This is a genomic window from Romboutsia sp. (assembly GCF_056995035.1).
Genome location: NZ_JBXKIW010000045.1, coordinates 1 through 22303, shown reverse-complemented (window position 1 = coordinate 22303; position 22303 = coordinate 1). Strand labels below are relative to the sequence as shown.

Genomic DNA, 22303 nt, shown 5'->3' with positions numbered 1-22303 from the left:
TTGCTTCTTTTTGATAATTATATGGCTTTAAAGACATATCGAAAAACTTTTTTAATTATGCAGATACAAATAAAGTCATATAGTCAACATACCATATGGCTTTATTTGTATTTAATTAATATTTCATAGAGTCAATTACATCATCTATTCTTCCTATTGCTTTATCTATTGCTTCTTTTCTTTCTTCTTCCGTAAATCCTGTTCCATCTACTAATAGTTCTTCAAATTTCTTTATTCCCATAAATTTTATTATGTTTTCTATATAATTTACACCTTTATTCATAACAGGTTTTAGTATCCAAGGTATATGCCCTCCTGATGATTGTATATATACTACTGTTCTATCTATATCATTTAAAAGACCATCTGGTTTTCCATTATCAAAAGTTATTGTCTTTTGGTCTTGCATTATACAATCTATATATTCTTTAAGTGGTGCAGGAAATGATAAACTCCACATAGGTGCTGCTATTACATATACGCTAGCATCTATAAATTGATCACATAGTACTCTTATTTTTTTTATTTCTCTTTGATCTTTATCATCTAATTTTTTTGCATCTTCTTCGTTTACTATGCAATTTCTTTTTTCAAAGTATTGATATTCAAGTCTAGGTATATGTTCTTTGTAAAGGTCCACTTCTTCTACCACGAAGTCTTTGTTTAGTTCTAGGAATCTATTTATAAATTTTCTAGCTACTGTTTTACTCGCTGATAAGTCCTCTGGTTTTGAATTTACACTTATATATAGTAACTTTTTCATAATACTACCTCTTTTCATAATTTATCTTCCTATTATTTGTAAGAGGTTGTTTTTTATTCACTTAGCATTTCATCTATTCTATCTATCTCGTTCTTAAGATTTCTCCACCAATAAAATTATTTTTTTCAAAAAAATAATATTTTCAAAATTTTCTGTCAATTTTTTTTATAACTTACATATACTTAATTAAGATAAAGAAATCCACTTATCTAATCTGTAAAAACTTCTTAAAATAAAGCTTGTTGGTTAAATACTATTGATTTATTTTTCTAAATAAGGAGGTGAGAGTATGCCGATAATAAACTTTATAATAGCAAGTGAAGTAAGAGAAGATAAAGAAACAAAAAGTGAAGAAAACGATGATGAGGACATTTATTTTATACTATCTTCATAAAATCCAGTAATAGTTTAAATTACTGGGTTTTTTTATTTGTACACAAAATAAAGCTAATCAAATGATTAGCTCTACTTTATCTTATACTTGCTTTTTGCTATTAACTCTTCTCTTATTTTATTATTTTCTTCATCTAAATATATTCTATATGTTTTTGCATCTATTTTATCTTTATTATATTTTTCTTCTGTTCTTATATACATTTTTTCTCTATCTTGACTACATCCATATATTTTTGATGTTATCGCTCCATTACGAGCTATATTTTTAATATATATAGGATGTGAGTACGGATTTCTAAATTTAAAATCTATATACCCATAAGATACAGCTGCATCTCTACCTCTTGGAGCGTAGTGTGAGGTAAATGTGTGGTTATGTACTTCTTTTATTTCCATACCCCCAAGTAATGCTGCATTATATATTGTGGTTGAAACTTGACAAACACCTCCACCTTCTCCATTTACATATTTCCCACCTACTATAACCTGAGCAGATTTGTATCCATTAACCCAAGTTCTTGCTCCTGTAGAGTTATTATATGAAAAAATTTCTCCTGGCATAATTAATATATCGCTGGTACTTTTACTTGCTACATATATATTACTTCCTCTAGAAGTATAATTATTAAAACTTGTACTATATTGTCCAAGTATGGTATCTATAGATGATACATCTTCTGTACTTATTTTAGGCTTAATAATATTAATAGGTAGGTCTATTTCCTTTATATCTTTTTTATCTATCATATCGTATATATTTTCTTTTAATTTTATAACATCTACTTCAATTCCTTCTTTAGATTCTGTTGTTATTATTTGTGAGGTTTCTTTTATATCTATAGTAGCTTGTTTAACGCTTATATTTATTTCTTTACTAATTTCATCTATGATACTACTTAATTTTGCTTCATCGTAACTTGCATGTAATCTTATATTGTATTTATCCTTAAAAGATAAATTAAACATCTTTTTTACATTTTCTAATTTATCTTCTTCTCTTGTATATTTGTATGCTTTTTCTACCGCGCTGTCTATATTATAATCTAAACTTATATCTTTAGGCTCTATTGACCAGGTCTTATCATTGTATTTAATATGTATTGACTTAGGATAGTAATATTTAGTAATTTCTTTTCTTGCTTCATTAGTTTTAAGGTGCTGTATAGGAACTTGTTCAATATATATATTTTTAAATATTTTACCATCTTCATTATTTTCTTTTTTACTCATTCCTAAATTTAATAACGATATTATTAGTAGGAACGATAAAAAAAATAGCTTTTTAATTGATATTTTACTTTTAGTCATATTGTACTCCTTAATCTATTTTTATAATGTTATATTTGCCCATATTTTTTTTTATATTCTTAATAAAATTATCTATTACTAAACCCTATAAAATATAGTTTTTACCATATTTAGTTAACTTTATAATTTTTTATTGAAATTATATAAAATATACTACTTTTTTTAAAGTATTATGATATAATAATTAAACCTTAATTAAATCAATTAATAAAGAATAAAGGTTAATATTTTATATTAAAAGAGATTGTAAAATCTCTAATTTTGGAAAAGAGGTAAGATTTAGCCTCGTATGTAGAGAAATCTGCATAGGACACAACTTGAATTGCAGATAATTCCTAAAGCCTAAGTGCCACAACGTAAAAGCGAATAGCTTTAAGCGTGATGGAACGAAAGTAGAAAAAAGTCTTAGGATGGCATATGGTTAAACCCTAAGTGCTTGTACAATGGATGTTCATGCAGGGAAGTCCCGAACAGGGAAACCTTCAACGACTAGAGATTGGTCTCGTACACTATAAGCTATTGATAGTGGAAGTAGGTTGCCCCTAACGAATAACGTCGAGGGTGAAGAAATAGTCTGCTCTCATATGAAAGTATGAGAAGTTCATAAGAGAACTGCGCGAGTCTAGCGAGCTTGTGTGAACAAATGGTGTCTACTTTGATAAAGAAAGTAAAATTATCTAAGTTTAATGGAGAACTTTGTGAAAACTTATATGTTGAGGTACGTTATATTACTTCATCTAAATTTGACGACATTACTAGCTTATACAATAAAGTAAACGATGCTCTAGACAATAAAAATTGGCTAAAGTTTCGTGATCAACTTTATTTAATGGATGTTTTAGACAAAGGTGGATTTATAATAGGTTGCTATGTTGAAGAAACATTAGTAGCTTCTGCGCTTTGTGAATTGCCTAGTGGTGATTATTTAGATAATCTTTATGAAATGGGACTTACTGAAGAAGAAATAAATTCTAGTTATATATCTGGATATGTAATGGTAGACCCTCTTTACCGTGGAAATGCCCTTCATAAAATATTACTTGAAACTAGAATGGAAGAATCTATTATCAGAGGTAAGAGCTACATTATAACTGCTATAGCTACAGAAAACATATTTAGCTTAAAAACAGTCATAAATTTAGGTTTTGAAGTAAAACTACAAAAGAAAAATCAATATGGTATAACAAGGAATATACTTATTAAGAAATTAATAAATCCATTAGAGCAAGGAATAGAATTTACAGCTTAAAAAAATATATTTGTAAAGAGAAGCAATTTGCTTCTCTTTTTTTATCTTTTTTTATTAAGGTCTAACATTAAATTACATATAATATTTGTATAAAACCTCCAATTTTTCATAGTTTTGTGTATATATTTTGATATTTATTTACAATTTTGTTTTATTTTTTATTTTTCTTTGCTTATTATTGTAATATATTCTATAATTTAAGTAGTATTTTTTACATAAGGAGGAAAACATGTCTTTTTTAGAAAAATTTAAGAACAAAAAGATGATTATTGGTGTAGGTACTTTTGTCATAATAGCCTTAGGTGTTGGAATATTTATTTATAATAAAAATAAATTAAATAATGAACAAATGACTGAAATGCAAAATTCGATAGAAACTTATACTATTGCTGATAACGAAAAAATATTTATAAATGGTTCTATCGTACCTACTAAATCGAAAGATTTTAACCCTACTGAAGAAATAAGTAATCTAAATGTTACAAATGGTAAAGTAGTTGAAGAGGGAGATATTTTATATACGGTTAAAAATCAAGATATATTAGATAAAATAGATGGTTTAAAAGCTCAAGTAAGCGAGCTAAAAAAATCAAACACTGCTAATGACTCTATTATAAATACAGAAATAAGTAAACTAAATGCTCAAATATCGACTTTAGATAAAAACTCTTATATTAACACACGTTCTCCATTTTCTGGGAAAGTTTATCTAAACGAGCAATCTGAAAATACAGGGGAAACCTCGCCATTTATGACTGTTATAAGTAACGAATTTTATATGAAAGGTCAAGCTAGTGAACAAGATTTCTCAAAACTTCAAATAGATGACCCTGTGGATGTATTAGTATTTTCTAATAATAGGCATTTAGCTGGTAGAATAAGTTTTATCTCTGATAGACCTTCTAGTGAGGCTAATACTATGAATACTGGTGAGCAAGGAAACTTATCTTACTATGGTATAAATATTGCCTTTGATGATCAAGAAGGATTAGTAAATGGTTTCCACGTACAAGCCACTATTGAAGTTCGTGATTCTTTAGCTAAGATACCGACATCAGCTATAATAAGAATTGAAGATAAAGCGTATGTTTTTAAAGATTTAGATGGAATACTTAAAAAACAAGCTGTTGAAATATCTAGTGAAAATGAAGAATTTACTGTTGTAAAATCTGGACTCGATAAAAAAGATGTAATAGTAAGATACCCATCAGAAGATATGAAAGAAGGAGACCCTATAAATACAGGAAATGACTCTTCAACAAAAGAAAATATAGAAACTCTTCCTGAAACTTCTGAAGAAGGGGTTGAAAAGTAAGTTGAATTCTATAATTAAATTAAAAAATATTCAAAAGTACTATAAGGTTGGTAAAGAAAAATTCCATGTCCTTAAATCTTTAAATTTAGATATAAAAGCTGGAGAATTCGTTATGATAATGGGTAAATCAGGTAGTGGTAAAACTACATTACTTAATGTTCTAGCTTTTTTAGATAAATTTGATGATGGCGATTATATATTTAATGATGAAAATGTAACTAACTTGAATGAAAATCAAAGGTCTGTTTTTAGAAATAAAAATATAGGCTTTATTTTTCAACAGTTTAACTTAATAGAAACTTTAAATGTCTATCAAAATGTAGAACTTCCTCTTATTTATGATGGAGGTCCTAAAAAGATAGAAAGAGAAGAGATAGTTTGTGAAAAATTAAAAGCAGTTGGACTTTTAGATAAAATGAAAAATCTACCCCTTCAATTATCAGGTGGTCAACAACAACGTATAGCTATAGCTCGTGCATTAGTTAATAGTCCTTCTCTTATATTTGCAGATGAACCTACTGGAGCTTTAGATAGTGAAACTAGTAACGAAATAATGGAACTTCTTAAAAGTTTAAATGAACAAGGTAAAACTGTAATAATGGTTACCCATGATAATGACTTAGTAAAATACTCCACTAAAGTTGTAAAACTTAAAGATGGCGTATTGTCTTTGGAGGTGTAGTCCATGAATTTAATAAAAAGTTCTTTATCTAATTTAAAAGGGCATAAACTTAGAGTAGCTGTTACCCTACTTTGGATTATAATGGGTATTACTTCTGTGATCCTTGTAAGTTCTATTGGTAATGGTATGAAAAAAGAAGTGACTGATTCTATTGATAAAGTAAATCCTAATAAAACAAGAATTAGCTTTGAACCAGCAGACTCTAATATGATGGGTATGAGTACGTTTTTAAAACCTTTTGCCCAAAAAGATTTAGAAGACCTTTCTTTTATTGAAGGTGTTGAAAGAATAGGACCTAGCAAAGATGATTTTGATTTTGGCTCTACTTTTTCATCAGATGCATCTTTCGATAAAAAAAGTACTTCTATTGAGATATCTGAATTAAAAAAAGATAGCAAAGTAAAAGCTATGTATGGTAGAAATTTCTCTATTGAAGATGAGGATAGAAAAGTAATAATGATAACTATGCAAAGTGCAACTGAGTTATTTGGTAACCCTGAGAGTGCTATAGGTAATGGAATTACTATGAGTGGTAATATATATGAAGTCATAGGAATTGTAGATGAAAGTTCAGTACTAAATGAAGAAGATAATTCTAATAATATGTATGATTTAGGAATGTCTCCTGAACTTAGTTATGCTACATCATATATGCCTAAAAAAACCTTTGATGGTCTAATGAGTCAATATTCATATCCATCTGAAATATATATGTTGGATTTAGTAGTTTCTAAAGGATATGATGTATTTGAGGTCGCATCTAGAGTAACAGATAAACTATCTGAACTTCATCCTGATATAAATGGTACCTATACTCCTGAAGATCCAACTGAACAAACACAATCTCTTGATGCAATGGTTTCTAAGATTAATATGTTTATAACTGCTATAACTGCTATATCTATGTTTGTAGGTGGAGTTGGAGTTATGAATATAATGTATGTATCTGTAATGGAAAGACAAAGAGAAATAGGTATAAGAAGAGCAATTGGTGCAAAGCCAAGAGACATAATGCTACAGTTTTTAACAGAAGCTGTATTTATAACAGTATGTGGTGGAATACTTGGTATAATAATAGGATCTATAGTGGTAAACTATGCATCTAACTATTTACCATTTAAAGCTATCCCTAATGCAAACAGCTTCTTATTTGCAAGTGTTGCAACAGTTATAACTGGAATAATATTTGGTATTATACCGGCTATTAAGGCTTCTAAATTAGATCCTATTAAGGCTATATATAAATAATGTTTATTTAATATATTAAAAATAAAAATACCCAATATCTAATTTAAGATATTGGGTATTTTCATTTTTATTTATTTTCTTCTATATCCTCAAATACTACATTGCCTCTACATATAGTATACTTAATCTTTCCATATAACGTAGCTCCTTTAAATGGTGAATTGCTAGATTTTGAAACAAATTCATTAACTACATACTTTTCATTAGGATTAAATATTACTAAATCAGCTTGTGCTCCTTCTTTTATACATCCACTTTCTAAATTATAAAGTTTAGCTGGATTTATAGTCATTTTTTCTAATAACTTCATAATACTTAAATGATCTTTTCTAACTAAGTTAGTTACACCAAGCGCTAATGCTGTTTCAAGTCCTACTATACCACTTGGAGCTTTTGTAAACTCTACGTTCTTTTCTTCATATGTATGAGGTGCATGGTCTGTAGCTATTATTTCAATAGTATCATCTTGCAGAGCTTCTATAATCTTGTATTTATCATGTACTGTTCTAAGAGGAGGATTCATTTTTGCATTAGTTCCATATTCTAATACATCATCTTCAGTTAATGTAAAATGATGTGGTGTAGCTTCTGCAAATACATTAGCTCCTAAGTTCTTAGCAAGTCTTACAACTTCAACAGATATTTGCGAGCTTATATGTTGTATATTTACCTTTGCTCCACTCTTTAAAGCTAACATACAGTCTCTTGCTACCATAACGTCCTCTGCTACATTCGGTGCTCCAACTATACCCATTTGCTTAGATATTTTACCATCATTTATACCTGCACATGTTATTAAAGCTGGATCTTCTTCATGGAAACTTAAAGGTACATCTAATTTCTTAGCTTTATTCATAGCTTCAAGTATTATATCGCTGTTCATTATAGGAAGTCCATCATCACTAAATCCTACAGCACCACAAGTTTTAAGTTTGTCCATATCTACTAATTCTTGTCCTTTGAATCCTTTAGTTATAGAACCTACTTGCAATACATTAATTGGTGACTTTTTAGCTTTATCATTTATATATTTTAAAGTTTTTTCATTATCTACTATTGGATTAGTATTTGCCATACATATAACCGTTGTAAATCCCCCTTTCGCAGCTGATAATGAACCACTCTCTATGTCTTCCTTATGATTAAATCCTGGATCTCTAAAATGTACATGTACATCAATTAATCCTGGTGCTACTATGTATCCACTTGCATCTATGACACTTTTATATTCACTTATTATCCCAAACTTACCTACCTTCTCAATTTTATTGTCTTTTATAACAATATCTATAACTTCATCTCTCTTAGTACTTGGATCTATTACTCTTCCATTTTTTATAAGTATCATGTCTACAATTCTCCCTTTAGATATTCATATATAACGTTCGCTCCATCATATATATTAATTAGTGATGAAAACTCACTTTTATTATGATTTATTCCTCTATAGCAAGGTATAAATACCATTGCCGTATCACAAATTTTACTAAACGCCATAGCATCATGCTCTGCTCCACTTGGCATTACTTTATGAGATATTTTTAGTATATCCTCCATTTTATATGAATATTTACAATACATATTATGTTTTACTTTATTATACCTTATATAAACATCATTTTAAATACAATTACGAATGATTTTATTTTCATTTTTATTTTCGTACGTAGTTTAGTTATATAAAAAAACTTCAATGATACATCTAAATATTTAAAGTCTATATAGAATATAGCTATTTAATTTCCTTAAATAGCTATATGTTAATTCAAGATAATATATTTGAATTCAACTCAAATATGCTAATTATAATTTTTCAAAATTTTCAAAAATTTATTTTTAGTTAAAATACCATTTAATATACTTTCCTCATTTATTATATAGGTTGGTAAAATTTCAATATTTAATTTAGCTTTTAAATCCATGTTTTCTTTTAATTTTTTTTCTAGGTTTCCATTATTTATTTGTTCAATGGCATAATCATAATCTAAATTTAAATTATTATATATCTCTCTTAATAAAATATCATCAGAAATATCTTTATCAAAGTTATAGTATTTTTCATAAATAGCTCTAGAAAATTCCGTAATTTTATTATTATTTTGTGCAAATTCTGCTAAAAGCAAAGACTTATGAGAATTATATTTTCTATCTAAATCACCAAATTCCAGACTATTTTTATTGCCGATTTTTCTTAACTTATTATAAATACTATCTATATCATATCCATGTAGACAATCTTCCTTTGAAATACCACCTGTTTGTATTTGTGGATATAATTCGCAAGCTTTATAAATACATTCTATTTTATATTGATATTTTAACTCTTCTATAATACTAAATCCTATATAACAAAATGGACAATTATAATCAAAAAAAGCAATTATTTTATTTTCCATATTACACCTCTATTTATATAATTAGTATTATATATGTACTAGCTTTCAATATGTTTACACATAATCTTTATAATCTTATACTTTTGTTTCTTAAATCCAAGTTATCCTTACTTTCATATTTACATAACTAATTATAGCTTTATTATTTAATCATTTTAAATATAAAGCTACGTTTAACATCTATTGCTTTTTTAGGACATAACTCATGACAACAGTAACACCTAATACAATTATTTAAATTTATCTCAACCTTCTCATTTAATTTCATAACCTTAGCTGGGCAGGCTTCTATACATTTCCCACACTTTATACAATCCTTATGTCTTATAGCTGGCTTAGGTGTAATCATCTTTGTAAGTGGTTCATGTAAAAACGTTGGTAGACTTGATGAAAGTAATCTAAAATCTTTGCTAGTTTTGGGTATATCAAAATCTTTTATTATTAAATTTTTCATGTCATCACCTACAATATCTATGTCACTTCCATCTTCTTTTATATAGTCTCTTTTAATAGCACCCCTTAATGTAGGTACTTTATGTGTTTCTAAACTTATCAATTTACAAGCTACATAATCTATAGCATAAGGGCTCGACGATGCAAGAAGTGCTCCGATTTTTCTAGGCTTTCCTGCTGATGGTCCCTCTCCTTCCATCCCTATAACTCCATCCATTATAGTAAGGGTTGGATTTACATAAGAACATATGTCTAAAAGTACATCTTCACAGAATAATTCCTCTGTTGGAAACCTATAATGAATTTCTGCTTTTTTAAGTCCTGCAATACATCCATATAAATTTTTAGTTCCTCCTGTAAAAGTTGCCATTTGATGAGTTTTTAATTTGCATAGGTTTACTATATGATCTACTTCTGTTATAGGCTTTATGATGTCCATATATTTAAGTGCATGCCCCTTAGGATTTTCAATCTTCACCTCAGATATATCGTAGTTTAACTCTACACCAAGTTCATCTGCTACCTCTTCAATGCCAGAAGCTTTATATATGTTTTTTAGTGAATTGACAGTATAAGGTCCTCCTGGGCTATCTGCTATTATTACTTTACAATTTAGATCCAGTAATTTTTCACAAACTACTTTCACTACCATCGGATGAGTTGTTGTTGCTTCTTCTGGTCTTTTTTTCATAAGTAAATTTGGCTTTATTAAAACTTTACTATTTGGTTTTATATATTTATCTATTCCACCTATATCTTTTAACATTTTATCAACTGATTTTTTTACATTTTCATATTCATAATTATCACATTTTCTTACTGATACTAGTTTCATAATATGCTCCTTTTAATTTATACTAACTTTAATTGTAAATATTTAGCATCGTTGTGTCTATAGTAAACTAACTTATATCTGTAATTGATATGTTTATCTAAGGCTTTGTTTACATAAAAAATAGAGAAAGCGTAAGCATTCTCTATTTTTGTATTTTAATTTCAACTCTTGCTTGTAAGTTAGATTTAGTTGTAAATAATTTTTATATTTTTGGAACATTTTATCGTAAATAATAATATATTGTAGTACATAGGTTACTTCTATAACCTATGTACTACAATGTATTATTTAATTGAAGGAGTATGATTATATGTATAATTATAAATCAGATAAAAACTATTCGAAAGATGATTATTATGATAGACAATATGATGACTACTGTCAATCAGAACAAAATGATTGGAAAGATGATAAACATAAAGACAATCATAAAAAAGAAGAATGTTGCTGTAAAAAAAGTATGAGAGAAGCTTTAGAATTATTATCAAATACAACATTAACTTCAGATGCTACATTTGGTCCATTTGGATTTATAGGAGACAGTTATATAACAGGAGCTTTTCTTAGACCGCTTGAGGAGAATGATAATTTAGGAGAGCTTAGCGCTACATTTAACGGTTTTGAACCTTGTAATTGTGACGTAATAAGAATAGGATCTACTAATGCTGTATATTATCCTATTCCTGTTACAGGTCCTATTACAAGTGCAATTGCTCAATTAGAATTAACTGTAGACCATATATCTTTATGTGATACAAAAGCTATTGTATTCAGATACACTCTTAATAGTGGTATTACTCAAGCTAATTTTGAAAATGATTTAATTTCATTACTTGATAGACGTCATGAAGAAAAATGTAAATTTAAATGTGATGAATGTTGCTGTAATGATGGCATTTTCAATACTCTTTCTAGTTCTAAAACAGTTAGTTTAACTGGTAAATGGCTAGCTGTTGAAAATCTTAAAGTACTAGGTAGAATAGGAAATGTTTTAGTTCTTATTAATCAACTCGCAACTTCACCTTCAATATTAGGAAGAGTATACTTTGTTTGTTTAGATTCTGTAGGAGATATGGATTTCTAAAATTTTGTAGAAAAGCATAATACTGTAGGTAGGTTTGTGTAAAAACAAATCTATCTACATCCTCACAGTCTAAAATGGAGAAGGTATATACCTTCTCCATTTATATATTAACTATTTATTATTTTTACTTTCCAAAATGTCTTTCTAATAATCCTAAGAATGCCTTACCATGTCTAGCTTCATCTTTACACATTTCATGAACTGTATCATGTATAGCATCTAATCCTAATTCTTTAGCTTTTTTAGCTAGCTTTAATTTACCTTCAGTTGCTCCGTATTCAGCTTCAACTCTTGCTTTTAAGTTAGCTTTAGTATCAGCTACTACTACTTCTCCTAATAATTCTGCAAACTTAGCAGCATGTTCTGCTTCTTCAAAAGCTATTCTCTTGTATGCTTCTGCAACTTCTGGATATCCTTCTCTATCAGCTTGACGACTCATAGCTAAGTACATACCAACTTCAGTACATTCACCAGTAAAGTTAGCTCTTAATCCCTCTAATATATCTTCATCCCCTCCTTGGGCTACTCCTACTCTGTGCTCATCAGCCCAAACCATTTCACCTTTCATTTCTTCGAACTTTTCAGCTCCTACCTTACATACTGGACACTTTTCTGGTGCAGTTTCCCCTTCATGTATATATCCACATACTGTACAAACAAACTTTTTCATAATTATTACCTCCACCATATTTATTTTATATAAATTTTAATTTATTATTTAAATTGCTATACTCTATATATACCCGAGCTTTTTTACATTAAACAATAAATTTAAAATATATTTGGAAATTATTACCTTTTATAGTTTATCATCTTTAGCTTGGATTTATCTACTTAAATTTTAAATATAAATTAAATTTTTTAATCATCTTCTACGTTTTAATTACTCATTTTCATTTTCTTGTATTGCCTCACTACATAATTCTTCCATATATGTATTTTTATTTTTTAAAAAAGATAATTTAGTTTCTGCCATTATGATTGATATAAATATAATAGAACTTCCTAAAATCATTCTTAATGTAATTACTTCTTTTAATATTATTATAGAAAATAAAGTACCAAATACTGCTTCTGTAGAAAGTATTATCGCAGTTTTCGTTCCATCTACTTTTCTTTGACATATCGTTTGCAATAAAAAAGCTATAGTAGTACTAAATATACCTAAGTATAGTGCACCTAAATACCCACTTGTACCTGCATCTATTTTCGCCTCACCTATAAACACTTGTGCTACTAAAGATAATAAAAATGCAACACTAAATTGTATAGAAGTTAGTACTATAGGATTGAATTTTGATGCATATTCACTTGTAAAGAATATATGAAATGCAAATCCAAAAGCACAGATTAAAGTTAAAAAGTCTCCTATATTAATAGAAAAATCTGCTTCTAAAGATAATATACCTATTCCTAAAAGAGTAATTATACTACTTATCATTCCTATTTTATCAAGTTTTCTTTTGTAAATAAAATAACCTATAAAAGGTACGATAATAACATTAGTAGCTGTTATAAAAGCATTTTTAGATGGTGTTGTATATAATATACCTATAGTTTGAACTACAAATGATGTAAATAAAAAGAATCCTAATAAAATCCCCTTTTTTACTACTTCTTTATTTATATTTTCTTTGATTTGTTTGAAAAATATTATATTAATCAAAACTGATGCTATAAAAAATCTTAAAGTTATTAATTGAAGAGGAGTTAATCCTCCGTCTAGTGCTAATTGTGTTCCCACAAATCCACTACCCCATATTATAGCTATGGATATTAACCCTATTTCCCCTATGTGTTTTTTCAGCAATATATTCCCCCCTATTAGCATTTATTTTAATAAAGTTTTCAATCTCATATACAATTTAACAGTAGTCTAATAATATGTCTGTGTAAATAAATTAATACCACTTTTATCAATTTATTTACACAGACATATTAAAAAGACTATATGAACTGCTTCAATATAGCCTTTCAGTCTATTTTTATATTTATATTATTTTATAATATTAAAGGTTAGTGGATATTCATAGTCTACATGTGAACCATATCTTATCATTCCAAGTACTATTAATATAAAGTAAGCTATACTAACTAATGGCATTAGTATAACTCCTACAAGTACTACCATTGAAATACCTGCTATTATTTCATATATTATAAAAGATATATGGAAATTTAAAAGTCTTCTTCCATTAACGCCTATAAAGTCAGAGTCTTTACTATATTCTTTCCATACAAAGTACGCTATTATAAATCCTATTATATTAAAAACTATAATTCCTCCTGCCATTAATAGCATTATTAAATTTTCTCTAGGAATTGATTTATTATAATTATCCATAATTACCTCCTTTTTTAAATTATTATTTTTTATTTCTTAATTCAAAATATTTTTTCTATAAATATGTGTTCCTTTTTATCTTAAATATTTAATTTTAATTGTTCAAAGCCTATATCATCTTTTTTGTATAATAGTTTAGTTTTTTTATTACTTTCTATTTTACTTTTTTTCTTACTTTCTATTATATGCATCTTAATTAAAAGTTTCTTTATATCTGAAAATTTATCTACTGCAATATCTTTATTATTTACATTTAGTAAATAGCCTGTACTAGTCTTATTTATAAATAGTTTTGGTTCATCCATTATAATAGACATTATATTTCCTTGATTGTATTCAACTGCGAATGTGTTTTCATTCTCAGAAAAAATTTCTACAAAGCTATCTTTAATTTTAAATTTATTTTTATTTTTACCTTCTTTATTTAGCATATTGACCTTAAATAGTAGTGGTTCTAAAGCTTCTAAGTTATTTAAGATTATTTGTGACCCCTTTAAATTTATACAATATCCTTTACTAGATACTTCTATTTTAATATTGTTATTATCAGTTACAACAGAAGATATTTTCCCTTTATTATAATATATGATATATGATTTATTCATTTTAGATAATATTTTAATTATTCTGCTCGGTAAATACATAGTGCCCCTCTTCTCATATTATTTCATTGTATATTAGATAAAATATAACATTTATTTTTAATTTTTACAATTAAAAAATCACCTTCTATCAAAGAAGGTGATTTTTATTTGTATTATATTATTTTACAATGATTTTTATGAATTTTTTCTTTCCTATTTGAACAACTAATTCACCCTCAGCTACTACTTCTTGAAGGTCAGCTATCTTTTCTTCATTCACCTTAACTCCACCTTGTTTTACTAATCTTCTTAATTCACTTTTACTTGGAGCTAATTTGTTAGCAACTACTATTTCAGCTAAGTCAAAACCTTGTGCATCCGCTTCTACAGTTAATATATCAACCGGTATTTGTCCTTTTTGGAATACTGATTTAAATCTCTCTTGTGCAAAATTAGCTCTTTCTTCTCCATGATATAGCCTTACTATTTCCTTAGCAAGCTCCATCTTTACATTTCTTGGATTAACTCTATCTTCTTTTAAGTCTTGTTCTATCTTATTAACTACATCAGGGTGAACGTCTGTTACTAAATTGTAGTATTTAACTATTAACTCATCTGGTATTTCCATTGCCTTTTGGTACATTATACCAGCTTCTTCATCTACACCAATGTAGTTTCCTAAACTCTTACTCATTTTATTGACACCATCTAATCCTTCTATTAAAGGCATCATTATAACTATTTGTGATTCTTGACCAAATTCTTTTTGTAATGCTCTTCCCATTAATAAGTTAAATCTTTGATCTGTTCCTCCAAGTTCTATATCAGCATTTATTGCTACTGAATCGTATCCTTGCATTAATGGATAGAAGAATTCATGTACTGATATTGGAATATGACTTTCATATCTCTTTTTGAAATCTTCTCTTTCTAACATTCTTGCTACCGTTATTGTAGCTGCTAATTTTACTACATCTTCAAAGTTTAACTTAGCTAACCATTCACTATTAAATCTAACTTCTGTTTTTTCTTTATCTAAAACTTTAAATATTTGTTCTTCGTAAGTTTTTGCATTTTCCAAAACTTGTTCTGTAGTTAATGCTTTTCTAGCTTGAGATTTTCCAGTTGGATCTCCTATTTTACCCGTGAAATCTCCTATTATTATTATTACCTTATGCCCTAAATCTTGTAATTGCTTCATTTTTCTAAGAACTACAGTATGCCCTAAGTGTATATCTGGAGCTGATGGATCAAGCCCTAATTTTACAACTAATTGACGTCCTTCTTTATGTGCTTTTATTAATTTTTCTCTAAGATCTTTTTCATCTATTATATCATCTACGCCTTTTAATATTATTTTAATTTGATCATCTAAATTTATCATTTTTTACCTCCTGCATTACGCTTTAATATTTTTAATTTTGATTTTTTGTATTAAAAAAGCTCTCATCCTAATAAAAGGACGAGAGCGTTACTCACGTGTTACCACCTTAATTCATTAATATCTTACAATATTAACCTCAGTAGGTATGCCAATCTATGGTTATACCTTTGCACTATAACGTGTGCTAATCCGATTTTCCCTAATGGTTGTTATCTTTCAGGAAAACTGCTCTAAGATGTATTCAAACTAATTTATCTTGCTCCTCTCACCAAACGGAAACTCTCTGTTAGACTACATTAGTTTTACTTTTTCTTTTCATCGCTTTAAATAATAAATTGTTAATACTAATATATTCTGAATCTTATAATTTGTCAATCCTTTTATTTATTTTGGTGGCATAAATCCTTCAAATATTATATTATCAGAATAATTATATGCTTTTTTCATTTCTTCTTCATTTCTTATTGTCCATGATACAATAGGCATTTTCTTTCTTAAAGATGCTACTCTAATGTTATTTATCCCATATAGTCCATAACATATATAATCTGGCTTACTTATAAAATTTAATATCATATTTTTCAAAGCTATTTTTTTATACCATTTTAAGGCTACGTCTTGAAAATAACAAGATAATTGTCCTCTTATTATTTCATCTGCATTATCTTTATACCATTTTATAATACTAGGGTTAAAAGATTGAATAGAGTATTTACCTTTATATTTTTTAGTTATATTATATACTTCTTGACTTAACTTTATACATTCTCCACATTCTTTTATTTCAATTATTATAGGTACTTTTTCATCTACAATATTTAATACCTCTTTTAATAATGGGATTCTTTCATTTGTATTTAATAGAACTAATTTATTTATTTCGCTATAAGTTAAGCCTATAACATCATGTCTATTACCTGTCATTCTTTTTAAATTATCATCATGAAATACTACTACCTTTTTATCTTTAGTAAATTGAACATCTAATTCTATACCATATCCATATTTAACAGCATTTTTAAATGCACCCATAGAATTTTCAGGAAACATTTCATTATATAATCCTCTATGGGCAAATGGTATTTTTTTGAGCCAATCTATATTTTTTTTCATGATAACCTCCTACATTTATTTGTTTGCTAAGCTGTTTACGTAGTTATTTATTATATTTATTTGTTTATTCCTTATATTTAGCTTTAAGTCTAATACTATATTAAAAATTATAATTGATAATGTAGTTATCTTAAATATACCTATTAACAATATTAATGTTCCAATAGATAATATTCTTGCATAAGATACTTTTTGATACTTTGATAATAAATAATTTTGTAATGTTGTGTATCCATCTCTTATTACAAAATATAAGCATAAATAATTAATAGATATTAAAATTGTTTTTATGTAAACACCATCTAAATTTATTTTTAATAAGCTTAAAATTTCTGCTATGAATATGTAAATTACACATCCATAAAATATATTTTTAGAACAACATACAAACCTTGAACACTTTCTAAAGCTATTTATTATTTGTAATTTTTTCTCACCATTTCCTTTTAATATATTCAATTTTTTCGATAATATTAACGATAAATAATATATGCTAAACACAGTCCCAAAAGGAAATAATGCTATAAACAAATAATAAACTACATCTACGTATTCTTTATATGGAAATACTTTCATATATCCTCTAAACTCCCTCATAAAACTATATCCTATTAGTTTTGATGCATATACATCTATAAAAACCATAAGTATAACTCCTAATATAGATCCATACACTAAATCATCCATAATAGTACTTTCTTTAGTAATTAAGCTTCCACACATAATTCCAAGAATTACACTTTGACTTGCCCATACAGCCGTTCCTATATTTCCAAGTACTAGTCCTACTATAATCAATGAGCTTATTCCAGATAAAACACTATATTTAAAATCACATTTTATACATACTATACAAAAAAATACTGGCACTACGAAGTCCAAGTAAAAGGCATACCCAAACCCACTCCCTACTGCTACTATTGCACTTACTATAAATAAAGCTGACAAAAGTCCTGCTTCTGTCAATTTTTTAGTATTATTCATTTCGTCCTCCTAAGTTACTATTTCAATATATTCAAAGAATGCTATACTATATAATAATATTTATTCAAAGATTTATAAAGGGTTAGGTTATATGTTTAAAATAAAACATTTTAGTAGCTTGATTTTAAATGAACTTTATTTAATAACAAAGTGTATAAAAAAATTATACTAATAAAATTTATAGTATAATTCCTTTTGTTACTATTACAGTTAGTGTAATAACTTAGTTATTTGTTAATATCTATGTGATAGATATTAGTTTGTTGGCGTATTTAGCAAATTTACTAAATCCTATATCTAAATTTATCAGACTTGATGGATTTATCCTTTTAGATAAGATGAGTGTTATTTTTATCTTTTTTATTGTAATATTTTACAACATTCATCCGTATATTTTATATTAATAACATATTGTTAACTATTTTTATAATTTTATGTCATTTTATTAGTTTTTATGTAATTATTTTTAAGATGATATTAATTCAATAATATAGTAGAATTTATTTAAAGGACATGCTATCTAGCATGAGGGGGAGGGTTAAATGTTTCTTCTTATTATTTTATTATTTATATTTACTTTAATCTATTTTTTATCTATGGTTTGTATTCAATTTAGTTACATAAGTAATCTTAATTTACAATTTGGATCTAATATTACTGAATTATGTTGTGATGACAATATAGAAGATGTCTATGGATATATAAACTATTTAGTTAAAAGCTGTGCTGTTCGTTTATATAAATTTTCTAAGTTTCTTAAATAATTAATTATATAAATCTGTTCTTATACTTTATATTGTCTTTAAACATATTTTAATGAATCAAATTGAATTTTTTATAAGGATAATAAAAAATAAAAGGATAAAAGCTATAAATATTTATAGCTTTTATCCTTTTATTATTGATTTGAAATATTCTTCATTATATATAACACATTCATCTAATGGATTTATTTCTTGGCATTTCTTATGGTGATAATAAGATTTAGATAAATCATTCATTTCAAAATAACAAGCACATAAATTCAAATGTGGTTTAAATCTCCAGCAACCTAAATTTATACATTGATGACAATCTTTTGGTATTGGAAGATTCAATATTATCTCATACCAGTATATTGCTTGCTTACATCTTTTTTCTTCTTCAAATGAATTTGCTATATTATAAAGTATTTCTCCTCTTGGCTCTATATACTCAAAAGTTTTATAAAAATACTCCCTAGCTTTGGCTCTTTCTTTTTTACATAAATAACATTCTCCTATTTTGCATAAAGCATCTACAATTTCTTCTTCCCACGCATCTTTTGTTATAAATACTCCTAATATTTCTATAGCTTCATCAAGCATACAATTATAATATAATTCTTTTCCGTAATAGTATAAATCTCTGTCACTTAATTTATTTCCTAAATTTATATTTTTTTGGTATATTTTAAGATTTCTATCATCTGCACATTTTATTTTATCATGTATTATTGCAATATCACTATCATAAATACTACCTTCTATTTCAATATATTCATGTATAAATCCAATCCATTTAAAATTTTTATTTCTGTTTACCATTCTATTTCTTCTTGCTCTTATTTTAAGATTTTTATTTTCATCTATATACATATAAGTTTCCATAGTTACTACATCAATATTTTGTTTTAAATTAGTTTTTAATTTTAATAGATTAGTTTTATTTACTTCATCTAAAATTTCGTCAGCATCTATCCATAATACATAATCTTTTGTAGCTTTACTAAAAGAAAAATTCCTTGCTGCTGAAAAATCATCTATCCATTCAAAATCATATATATTTTCAGTATAATTTTTTGCTATTTCTTTTGTATTATCATTTGAGCCTGTATCAACTATTATTATTTCATCTATGACATCAAATATGCTTTCTAAGCATCTTTTTATTACTTTTTCTTCATTTTTCACTATCATACATAAACTTATAGTAATCATACTAATTACTCCTTACCTTTGTATACTATACTTTACTATATGATAAAATGACGGTTTTTGTTAAAATTTATTTAGTTAAATGAAAATTATTAATTACTTATACAACAATTTAAATCTTGAATATAATTTTCTATGTCTTTTACTAAAACCTCCATTTCATATTTATTCATAGAAACACCTTTTATATTTTTTAATATTTCTAAAGTTGTAAAAACTATTTCTTTGCTACAGTCATTATATCCAATTTTTAGTTGTTCTAATATCTTGTATTTTATTACTTCTATAAAGTCATCTACATCTTTTAATATCTCTTTATTTTTTTTATCAGATTGAACCTTTTCATATATAGCTTTGCCTAATGCTCCACTTATAGTTCCTGCAATAAGTAGCGGTGGACAATATGTTACCATAGCGGTTCCTATAGTCATTGACGCTGCTGAGGAACCTATAGCTGCACTATATATGGATAATATTCCTCCTGAAGTAGCCCCAAGAACTGCTCCTGTTCCAACTACTGCTAGCATATCATTTATATTTGTCTTGTCACCATCAACTTTAAAATTTGGAGTACTTAAAAATTCATTTTTATAAGTTATCTCATTAACATATTTTTTTATGTCATCATCCATTTCATTGCTAATTTCTTTTAGACATTCACTCCACTCTATAAAAAATAAATTATCCAATTCTATCTTCTTTTTATTTATTAAATCATTTATATATTTTTCATTTATATATAACCTTGCATTGTCTATATTGTCTTTTATTTTGTTTATTTCATCATTAAAGAAAATTCTATTTGACCAATCATTTATTTCAAAGTCCATTTTTGAGCATATATAATCAAATTTATTTTGAAGAGCTTCTTCATACTTACTAAGTTCATCAATAAATACTGATAAGCTTTTTAAATAATCATAATGATTTAAAATATCCTTATGAATAATTCCCTCTAGAGATGATTTAACGCTCTCTAACTTTATATCTTTACAATTTTCATATATATTTTGTATGTACTTGTTAAGCATATTAAAATTATTTCTTAGATCTGTGTAATTTGAAATTATTAAATCTGTGCTTTTAGCTTTAGCTTTACTGCTTAATTTATCTTGGTATTCTAAATATGAAGATATCATAAAAAATTCATCTATATAAATTCCATATTCATCTTGTATATACTCTAGTGTTTCCTCTTTGTCATCATTTAATAAATCACATTTGTTAATTACTCCTACTATAGGCTTTTTATATTCACATATTATATCTAGGGCATCTATGATATCTTCTTGACCTAAATGGGTTGCATCCACTACAAATAAGATTAAATCTGCATTTTGAATATAGTTTAGCGTTTTTTGTTCATTCTTTACCGTTATACTTTTAAGCCCTGGTGTATCTACTATATTTATTTTTTTTAAATAATCTAAATTAAGCCTAACTTGTGTAATATTCTTATTCTTTTTTATATATGAGTTGCTATCATAAACAACTTCTATTATATCTGAAGTAGCTTCTAATACATCAACTTCACTTACTTCATTTCCTATAAGTGCATTTACTAAACTCGATTTTCCTGATTTAACTTCTCCTACTATAACTATTTTAAGTACATCATCTTTATTATTTTCTAATACCTTAACTCCTTGTATAACCTCTCCTAGTTGCCTAAAAATTATATCTTTAAACGGTACAATAGCTTCTGTTGTTAACCTTTCTCTAAGTGGTGAACTCAAAAGTATTTCTTTAATTTCATAAATATATTTTTTATTATTATCCAAAATATCACCTCAAATTATTTAATATGTTTTCTATATCATTTAAATATTCAATATGTTGTTTTATTTTTGAGTAATCTAAATATTTATCTTTAAAACTTTTATCTCTAAGTTTGATTATGTTGAATTCTATTGAATTTATCTTCTCTTCTAAGGTTTTTGTTATTTCATCTTTTAAATCATTGATTTTTTTATCGATATGGCTCTTTATTAACATTGCATCACTACATTGTTTTTTAGTATTTTTTACGGTAAGTTTATTTAGAATATTTTCTATTTGATTAGTTGATTTATTGTTGTTTTTATTTATAATATCGTGTGTATAATAGTCTAATATTAAGTTTTTACTTCTAGCAAAGTATACCTTAGTATTTAGTATTTCTACTTCTTCATCTAAATTTATTTTTGAAATTAAAACCTTATATAATTTTT

General features: G+C 26.5%; 22 protein-coding genes and 1 other annotated feature. Of the genes, 6 read left to right on the top strand and 16 right to left on the bottom strand.

Annotation, left to right across the window (positions count from 1 at the left end):
- Window positions 1-115: 115 nt before the first annotated feature.
- Both AC11VW_RS05905 and AC11VW_RS05900 read right to left on the bottom strand, forming a co-directional pair.
- On the bottom strand, window positions 116-763 hold the full coding sequence (locus tag AC11VW_RS05905) for an FMN-dependent NADH-azoreductase (protein ID WP_484300472.1): 648 nt from the start codon (window positions 761-763) through the stop codon (window positions 116-118).
- A 465-nt stretch (window positions 764-1228) separates the two neighbouring features.
- Window positions 1229-2467: a VanW family protein gene (locus tag AC11VW_RS05900; protein WP_484300471.1), complete on the bottom strand. Its 1239-nt coding sequence runs from the start codon at window positions 2465-2467 to the stop codon at window positions 1229-1231.
- Window positions 2468-3122: 655 nt separating this feature from the next.
- On the opposite strand from AC11VW_RS05900, the gene AC11VW_RS05895 reads away from it, so the two are divergent.
- The 4 genes from AC11VW_RS05895 to AC11VW_RS05880 all read left to right on the top strand — a co-directional run bounded on the left by AC11VW_RS05895 (window position 3123) and on the right by AC11VW_RS05880 (window position 6961).
- Entirely contained in the window at window positions 3123-3716 is a 594-nt protein-coding gene (locus AC11VW_RS05895; RefSeq protein WP_484300470.1) for a GNAT family protein, read from the top strand.
- A 229-nt stretch (window positions 3717-3945) separates the two neighbouring features.
- Complete coding sequence (locus tag AC11VW_RS05890) at window positions 3946-5031, top strand: efflux RND transporter periplasmic adaptor subunit (RefSeq protein WP_484300469.1); 1086 nt, start codon at window positions 3946-3948, stop codon at window positions 5029-5031.
- A gap of 1 nt (window position 5032) precedes the next feature.
- Window positions 5033-5713, top strand: a complete 681-nt coding sequence (locus AC11VW_RS05885) for an ABC transporter ATP-binding protein (protein WP_484300468.1) — start codon at window positions 5033-5035, stop codon at window positions 5711-5713.
- A gap of 3 nt (window positions 5714-5716) precedes the next feature.
- Window positions 5717-6961, top strand: coding sequence for an ABC transporter permease (locus AC11VW_RS05880; protein WP_484300467.1), 1245 nt, complete (start codon window positions 5717-5719; stop codon window positions 6959-6961).
- Window positions 6962-7028: 67 nt separating this feature from the next.
- On the opposite strand, the gene AC11VW_RS05875 is transcribed toward AC11VW_RS05880, so the two are convergent.
- The 4 genes from AC11VW_RS05875 to AC11VW_RS05860 form a co-directional block, all read right to left on the bottom strand.
- Window positions 7029-8309 (bottom strand): dihydroorotase, encoded by a 1281-nt coding sequence (locus tag AC11VW_RS05875; RefSeq protein ID WP_484300466.1) that lies wholly within the window; start codon window positions 8307-8309, stop codon window positions 7029-7031.
- A gap of 2 nt (window positions 8310-8311) precedes the next feature.
- Window positions 8312-8542, bottom strand: a complete 231-nt coding sequence (locus AC11VW_RS05870) for a hypothetical protein (RefSeq protein WP_484300465.1) — start codon at window positions 8540-8542, stop codon at window positions 8312-8314.
- Window positions 8543-8760: 218 nt separating this feature from the next.
- A complete protein-coding gene (locus AC11VW_RS05865; RefSeq protein WP_484300464.1) occupies window positions 8761-9357 on the bottom strand; it encodes a DsbA family oxidoreductase in 597 nt (198 codons plus the stop codon).
- Window positions 9358-9499: 142 nt separating this feature from the next.
- A complete protein-coding gene (locus AC11VW_RS05860; protein ID WP_484300463.1) occupies window positions 9500-10645 on the bottom strand; it encodes a DUF362 domain-containing protein in 1146 nt (381 codons plus the stop codon).
- Window positions 10646-10955: 310 nt separating this feature from the next.
- Here AC11VW_RS05860 and AC11VW_RS05855 point away from each other — a divergent pair, with 310 nt between their 5' ends.
- The gene (locus AC11VW_RS05855; protein ID WP_484300462.1) at window positions 10956-11729 is read left to right on the top strand and encodes a CotA family spore coat protein; all 774 of its coding nucleotides are present in this window, start codon (window positions 10956-10958) and stop codon (window positions 11727-11729) included.
- Window positions 11730-11853: 124 nt separating this feature from the next.
- Here AC11VW_RS05855 and AC11VW_RS05850 read toward each other — a convergent pair whose 3' ends face one another.
- The 7 genes from AC11VW_RS05850 to AC11VW_RS05820 all read right to left on the bottom strand — a co-directional run bounded on the left by AC11VW_RS05850 (window position 11854) and on the right by AC11VW_RS05820 (window position 18138).
- Window positions 11854-12399, bottom strand: coding sequence for an NADH peroxidase (locus AC11VW_RS05850; RefSeq protein ID WP_484300461.1), 546 nt, complete (start codon window positions 12397-12399; stop codon window positions 11854-11856).
- A 213-nt stretch (window positions 12400-12612) separates the two neighbouring features.
- A complete protein-coding gene (locus AC11VW_RS05845; RefSeq protein ID WP_484300495.1) occupies window positions 12613-13536 on the bottom strand; it encodes a DMT family transporter in 924 nt (307 codons plus the stop codon).
- 189 nt (window positions 13537-13725) lie between these two features.
- Window positions 13726-14073, bottom strand: coding sequence for a DUF4870 domain-containing protein (locus tag AC11VW_RS05840; protein WP_484300460.1), 348 nt, complete (start codon window positions 14071-14073; stop codon window positions 13726-13728).
- Between the two features lie 80 nt (window positions 14074-14153).
- Window positions 14154-14717 carry a hypothetical protein gene (locus AC11VW_RS05835; RefSeq protein ID WP_484300459.1) on the bottom strand — a complete coding sequence of 188 codons (564 nt, stop codon included), beginning with the start codon at window positions 14715-14717 and terminating at the stop codon, window positions 14154-14156.
- A 118-nt stretch (window positions 14718-14835) separates the two neighbouring features.
- On the bottom strand, window positions 14836-16041 hold the full coding sequence (gene tyrS / locus AC11VW_RS05830) for a tyrosine--tRNA ligase (RefSeq protein WP_484300458.1): 1206 nt from the start codon (window positions 16039-16041) through the stop codon (window positions 14836-14838).
- A gap of 71 nt (window positions 16042-16112) precedes the next feature.
- Window positions 16113-16369, bottom strand: a binding site (T-box leader).
- A gap of 56 nt (window positions 16370-16425) precedes the next feature.
- The gene (locus AC11VW_RS05825) at window positions 16426-17154 is read right to left on the bottom strand and encodes a glycerophosphodiester phosphodiesterase family protein (RefSeq protein WP_484300457.1); all 729 of its coding nucleotides are present in this window, start codon (window positions 17152-17154) and stop codon (window positions 16426-16428) included.
- A gap of 15 nt (window positions 17155-17169) precedes the next feature.
- On the bottom strand, window positions 17170-18138 hold the full coding sequence (locus tag AC11VW_RS05820) for a DUF2232 domain-containing protein (RefSeq protein WP_484300456.1): 969 nt from the start codon (window positions 18136-18138) through the stop codon (window positions 17170-17172).
- Between the two features lie 542 nt (window positions 18139-18680).
- On the opposite strand from AC11VW_RS05820, the gene AC11VW_RS05815 reads away from it, so the two are divergent.
- Window positions 18681-18902: a hypothetical protein gene (locus tag AC11VW_RS05815; RefSeq protein WP_484300455.1), complete on the top strand. Its 222-nt coding sequence runs from the start codon at window positions 18681-18683 to the stop codon at window positions 18900-18902.
- A gap of 123 nt (window positions 18903-19025) precedes the next feature.
- On the opposite strand, the gene AC11VW_RS05810 is transcribed toward AC11VW_RS05815, so the two are convergent.
- From AC11VW_RS05810 to AC11VW_RS05800, 3 genes are all read right to left on the bottom strand, one after another.
- On the bottom strand, window positions 19026-20096 hold the full coding sequence (locus AC11VW_RS05810) for a glycosyltransferase (RefSeq protein ID WP_484300454.1): 1071 nt from the start codon (window positions 20094-20096) through the stop codon (window positions 19026-19028).
- 89 nt (window positions 20097-20185) lie between these two features.
- Complete coding sequence (locus AC11VW_RS05805) at window positions 20186-21874, bottom strand: dynamin family protein (protein ID WP_484300453.1); 1689 nt, start codon at window positions 21872-21874, stop codon at window positions 20186-20188.
- Between the two features lie 4 nt (window positions 21875-21878).
- Window positions 21879-22303: hypothetical protein (locus AC11VW_RS05800; protein ID WP_484300452.1), on the bottom strand; the 425-nt coding region annotated here is incomplete at its 5' end.